Raw genomic sequence first — 5,169 nt, forward strand, 5'->3', positions numbered from 1 at the left:
GGCCCGCGCGTCGGTCGCGGCGCTGGCCTGGTGGTAGCCCCCGACGCCCTTGCCGGGGAGGTTCCGCCCGGGGGCGCGCAGCGCCCGTGCCGGGGCGTGGGCTTTCGCGTCCGGGGCCGGGCGGACGCCGAGGCCCGCGGCCGGGACGAGGGCGAGGCGCGGGCCGCAGCCGGGGCAGGCGACGGGCTGGGCGTGGAAGCGCCGGTCGGCCGGGTCGCCGTACTCGCGGGCGCAGGCGGGGCACATCGGGAAGCCGGCCATGGTGGTGGCGGGCCGGTCGTAGGGCATGCCGGTGGCGATGGTGAAGCGGGGGCCGCAGTGGGTGCAGGTGACGAAGGGGTGACGGTGCCGGCGGTCGCCGGGGTCGGCGAGTTCGCGGAGGCAGTCGGCGCAGGTCGCGGTGTCGGGCGGGAGCTGGGTGCGGCCCGGGGAGCGTTCGGTGGGGCGGATGGTGAAGGGGCCGGTGGCGCCGGTGGCGGGGACGTCCTCCCAGCCCACGCCGGTCACGGTCGCGAGCGGGGGCGGCTGCTCGGTCAGCCGGACGGCGAACCGCTCGACGTCGTCCGGCGGGCCCTCGACCTCGATGAGCACGCCGTCAGCGGTGTTGCCGACGAAGCCGGCCAGCGCGAGTCCGGCGGCCAGCCGGTGCACGTACGGCCGGAAGCCGACGCCCTGGACGGTGCCGCGCACGGTGATCCGGCGGCGGACCGGGCCGGTGACGGGCGCGGTCACGAGGTGGGGGCGGAGGCGGGGTGGTGGTGCGGGTGCGGGGCGAGCGGCGGGCGGTGCGGCGGGGCGCCGTCGCGGGCGGCGAGGGCGCGGTCGAGGAGGGTGCCGACGCCGGTGCCGGTGCGGGCGCAGGTTCGGATGATCTCCACGCCCGGATTGACCTGGTGCACGTTCTCGTGGAAGAGGCTCTCGTCGAAGCCGGCCGGTCCGGCGAGATCGGTCTTGGTGATCACGACGAGGTGGGCGGAGCCGAACGCGGTCGGGTACTTCAGCGGCTTGTCCTCGCCCTCGGTGACGGCCATGAGCACGATCCGCAGGGTCTCCCCGAGGTCGTACGCGGCCGGGCAGACCAGGTTGCCGACGTTCTCCACGAAGAGCACCGAGATGTCCGGGGGCAGCCAGCCGGTCAGCCGGGCGCCGACCTGGCGGGCCTCCAGGTGGCACAGCCCGTCGGTGAGCAGCTGCTGGACGGGCGCACCGGACCGGGCCAGCCGGACGGCGTCGTTCTCGGTCGCGAGATCCGCGGTGAGCGCGGCCACCGGGACGCCCCGCTCCCCGGCGCGGGTCAGCACCCGGGCCAGGAGTTCGGTCTTGCCGCTGCCCGGGCTGGACAGCAGGTTGACCAGGGTCACGCCCCGCCGCGCGAGGTCGTCGCGCAGGCTCGCGGCCAGGCCGTCGTTCTTCGCCAGTACGGCCTGTTTGACGTCGGACCGGCACATGGGCGCTGCTCCTCGGGTGCGGTGGTGCCCGGGCCGCGTCCGCTGCGGCCCGGGGGTCTCACCGATCTTCGGCCGCGGCGGACGCCGTGCCGGGCAGCGCAGCCGAGTGCGGGGTCCCGGATTCCATCGGGCAGCCCAACGGGGGCAGTGGTCCGGCGGGGTCGGCGAGGAGGGCGGGGACGAGCGCGTGCAGGGCGTCGACGGCCCGGTCGACCGCCTCCCGCACCGGCGCGCTGAGGCCCGGGAGGAGGTCGTCGTCGCTCGGCAGGACGCCGGGTTCGCAGGCGAGGACGAGGACCCTGGGCAGGGGTTCGTCACCCAGGTGGGCGGCCAGGGCCAGCACCTTCGCCGGGTCCATGCCGTGGGCCTCGGGCGGGACGGTCCCGTCCGGCGGTTCGGCCTCGATCAGGGAGAGGGTGCCGGGGCGGTGCCCGCGCGGGGCGGCGTCGACGAGGACGGCGGTGGTGCAGCCGGACAGCAGGTCGTAGGCGAGGTCGAGGCCGCGGATGCCGTAGTCGTGGACCCGGGCCCCGGGGGGCAGCGGGCGCTGGTCCAGGGCGCGGATCACCTCGGGGCCGAACGCGTCGTCGCCGAGGAAGATGTTGCCGACGCCGGCCACCAGCAGGCGCGGCGTCACCGGGTGTCCCCGGCGGCCGGGGCGAGGGGCCGGGCCGATCCGCCCGGTGTCTTGCGGACGAAGGCCGAGCGCAGGGCGTGGTAGGGGGCCTCGGGGTCGAAGAAGATCGCGTGCATGCGGGCCAGTTCCGCCTCCCGGTAGCGGGCGAGGGGCCGTTCCCGCTCGTCGGCGGCGCGTGCCGCCGCCTTGGCCGCGATCCGCCGGTCGAGGTCCGGCGTGGCGGCGAGTCCGGTCGCCAGTCGCTCCACCTCGGCCGTGAAGTCCCGCGGGGTGGCGGGCACCAGCCGGTCCACCAGGCCGAGCCGTGCGGCGGTCGCGACGCTGACCGGCAGGGCCTGCGTCGTCAGCCGCTCGGCCTGCTCCGGGCCGACGCGGCGCGGCAGGGTGTACGTCCAGAACTCGGAGCCGTACAGGCCCATGCGCCGGTAGTGCGGGTTGAGGACGACGCCGGTGCGGCACCACACCTGGTCGGCGGCGAGGGCGAGCATGGCCCCGCCGGCCGCCGCGTTGCCGCCGAGCGCGGCGACCACCAGGCGGTCGGTGGTGCGCAGCACGGCCTCCACGAGGTCGTCCATGGCGTTGAGGTTGGCCCAGGACTCCTGTGCCGGGTCGGGGGCCGCCTCGACGACGTTCAGGTGGATGCCGTTGGAGAAGAAGTCGCGGGTGCCGCCGAGGACGAGGACGCGGGTGGGCCGGGTGAGCGCCTCGGTGTAGGCGGCGAGCAGTCTGCGGCACTGGTCGGTGCTCATCGCGCCGCCCGGGAAGGAGAAGGCGAGGAAGCCGGTGTCGCCGTGCTGCCGGTAGCGGATGTCGGTCCAGGTGCGCCGGCCGGGCGGGAGGTCCAGCGGGGCGGGGACCTCCGGGAGGGCGAGGCCGGGCCGGTACGCGGCGAGGACCGAGGCGGCCGGGCGGCGGAAGGGCGCCGGGTCGCCGGAGTTCTTGCGGGGGCGCAGTTCCGGGATCCAGACGGCACCGTCGCGGGTGGCCCGGCAGACGGCGCCCGCGCGCCGGGCCAGCAGGGTGCCGGGACGGCCGCGCAGCTCGTCCTCCGGGTGCCCGCCGTGCAGGAACACCTCGTGGCCGAGGAGTTCGTCCAGGACGCCCGGCTGGGAGTCGGCGCCGCGCAGCTTGCGCAGGACCGTACCGGTGTCGTCGTGCTCCCAGTCGATCCTCCGCCGCTCCTGCCGGAAGGCGTCGCGCCAGACGACGGTGACCGACTCGTCGGTCTGCGGCAGGGGCTTGTACGCACCGTCGGCGTAGCGTCGTACGGCGGTCAGGACGGCGGTGACGGCGGCGTCGGAGGCCTCGTTGCGGTACAGGTCGCTCTTGCCGACGGCGGTCACGGGGAAGGGCTCGGCCGCCCAGACCGGGCCCGCGTCCATGGCCGCCTCGGCCTGGAGCACGGTCACGCCCCACTGCCCGGCCCCGCCGGCGATGGCCCAGTCCAGCGAGGAGGGGCCCCGGTCCCCCGGCGGGCCGGGGTGCACGATCAGGCAGGTGTGCTCCCGCCACACGTCCTCGGGCAGGGCCGTCCTGAGCATCGGCGCGATGATCAGGTCGGGGCGCAGCTCGCGCACGGCGGCCCGGACGGGGTCGGGGCCGTGCGTGGCGAGCACGACGTCCAGCCGGTGCCCGAGGTCCGACAGTTCGGCGTACAGGCGCTGGGAGAGGCTGTTGAACGCGCTGGCGACGAGCAGAATGTCCATGACACGGCATGGTCGTCGCTCGTCCGGGTGCCGGGAAGGACCGCTGCGGCGTTTCGCCGGCCCCGGTCAGGTCTCTTCCTCCATCCGGATCGCATTCCGCAGGTCCTCGAAGGCCTGGCTCCGGTTGTCCTGGTGCGCCTCCAGCAGGGCGGCGGCGATCGCGTCGAGCTTGCGTTGGATCGCGTGCTCGGCACGCATCTCGGAGTTCTTCAGCAGGGCCAGGAGCAGCAGGGTGACCGCCGTCATGGACTCGCCCGCGAGGAGCAGCACCTCCAGCGGCAGATGGGCGACGTGGGAGGCGGCGAAGAAGCTGACGAGGAGCAGGCAGAACAGGAAGAACAGCGGTGAGCTGGTGAAGTTCGAGGCGTACTCGGCGAGCTGCTCGAACCGGCCGCGGCGCGGGCCGCCGCGGTGGACGGGGTTCTTGAAGGTCATGGCCGAGCCTTTCCCGCGACGGGCGGCTCCCGCATCAGCTCCGCAGTACCCCGGTGGGGGCGTACGACACCGGGGCTCAGCCGGTGGCCCGCGTCCGTGCGCGCGGGCCCGCCGGCACGGACCCGGGCGGCTGCCGTGCCGTCGTCTCAGGCCGCGAGGGTCTCCCCGGGGACGAGCCGGTCCACGAGCTGGTCGTGGTGCAGCTCGGCCACCGGCCACAGCAGGTCGGGGTGGCGGAGCAGGGCCGCCGCGCTGCGGTCGCCGTCGTCGGGGGAGAGCAGCCGGCGGAACTCGGTCGGCGTCGCGGCGTGCTCGCTCCCGGCGAGTGCGGCGACGGCCAGCTCGGCCAGCTCGGGGTCGGTGAGCAGGGCGGCGGCCCAGCTGGCCACGACCTCGTCCACCCAGGTGCGCCAGGCCCAGTCCTCGGCCGGGTGTCCGCCGTCCCGCTCGGCGCCCGCGATCCAGTCGAGGCGGGCCGCGCCTCCGGGACCGGCCATGGTGACCAGCCCGGCGTCGAGCGCCGTGGGGTACCGCAGCCAGGCGGCGACCGTCACCGCCTGCCGGGCCTGCGCCTCGCACAGCGCGGAGGCCAGCGCGCCGCCGCACGCCGGGTAGGCGACCGTCAGCCAGCGTGCCGTCGCGGCTATCAGGGGGGACAGATCAGTGAGCACAGCCGGGCCGTCCGAGGTGCGAAGGGGTACAGGGCTCCCCGCAACGGTAGCCCGGCGCCGGGTACGGCCGGGAGGGGGTGCGTACCAGGTCATATGTGACCTGACCCACTCAACGCGAGCGTCCGCCCGCCGGTGTGCCCGCCGCCCGCGGTCGCGTCGACTCCTCGGGCGGGCGTTCCCGCAGGGCGCCGTAGGCGATGAAGTAGGCGGGGACGCGGCGCAGCCACGGCACGCTGGTGAGCAGGCCCGCGAGGCGCCGGGCCCGCTCCGCG

The 5,169-nt window shown here is 76.0% G+C and carries 6 protein-coding genes; all 6 read right to left on the reverse strand.

Features of this window, described 5'->3' with window-relative positions:
* On the reverse strand, positions 1-732 hold a 732-nt coding region (locus ABZV94_RS39990; protein ID WP_356349750.1), incomplete at its 3' end, for an acylphosphatase.
* Positions 729-1,448 carry a hydrogenase nickel incorporation protein HypB gene (gene hypB, locus ABZV94_RS39995; RefSeq protein WP_356349751.1) on the reverse strand — a complete coding sequence of 240 codons (720 nt, stop codon included), beginning with the start codon at positions 1,446-1,448 and terminating at the stop codon, positions 729-731. The genes hypB and ABZV94_RS39990, both read right to left, overlap by 4 nt.
* 58 nt (positions 1,449-1,506) lie before the next feature.
* Entirely contained in the window at positions 1,507-2,085 is a 579-nt protein-coding gene (locus ABZV94_RS40000) for a hydrogenase maturation protease (RefSeq protein WP_356349754.1), read from the reverse strand.
* Positions 2,082-3,791, reverse strand: coding sequence for an enoyl-CoA hydratase-related protein (locus ABZV94_RS40005; RefSeq protein WP_356349756.1), 1,710 nt, complete (start codon positions 3,789-3,791; stop codon positions 2,082-2,084). The genes ABZV94_RS40000 and ABZV94_RS40005 overlap by 4 nt, the downstream gene beginning before the upstream one ends.
* A 66-nt stretch (positions 3,792-3,857) precedes the next feature.
* Positions 3,858-4,226, reverse strand: a complete 369-nt coding sequence (locus ABZV94_RS40010; protein WP_356124731.1) for a hypothetical protein — start codon at positions 4,224-4,226, stop codon at positions 3,858-3,860.
* Positions 4,227-4,372: 146 nt separating this feature from the next.
* Positions 4,373-4,897, reverse strand: coding sequence for a hypothetical protein (locus ABZV94_RS40015; protein ID WP_356349758.1), 525 nt, complete (start codon positions 4,895-4,897; stop codon positions 4,373-4,375).
* Positions 4,898-5,169 lie beyond the last annotated feature (272 nt).

The sequence above is a fragment of the Streptomyces sp. NPDC004658 genome (assembly GCF_040609555.1).
GTDB lineage: Bacteria > Actinomycetota > Actinomycetes > Streptomycetales > Streptomycetaceae > Streptomyces.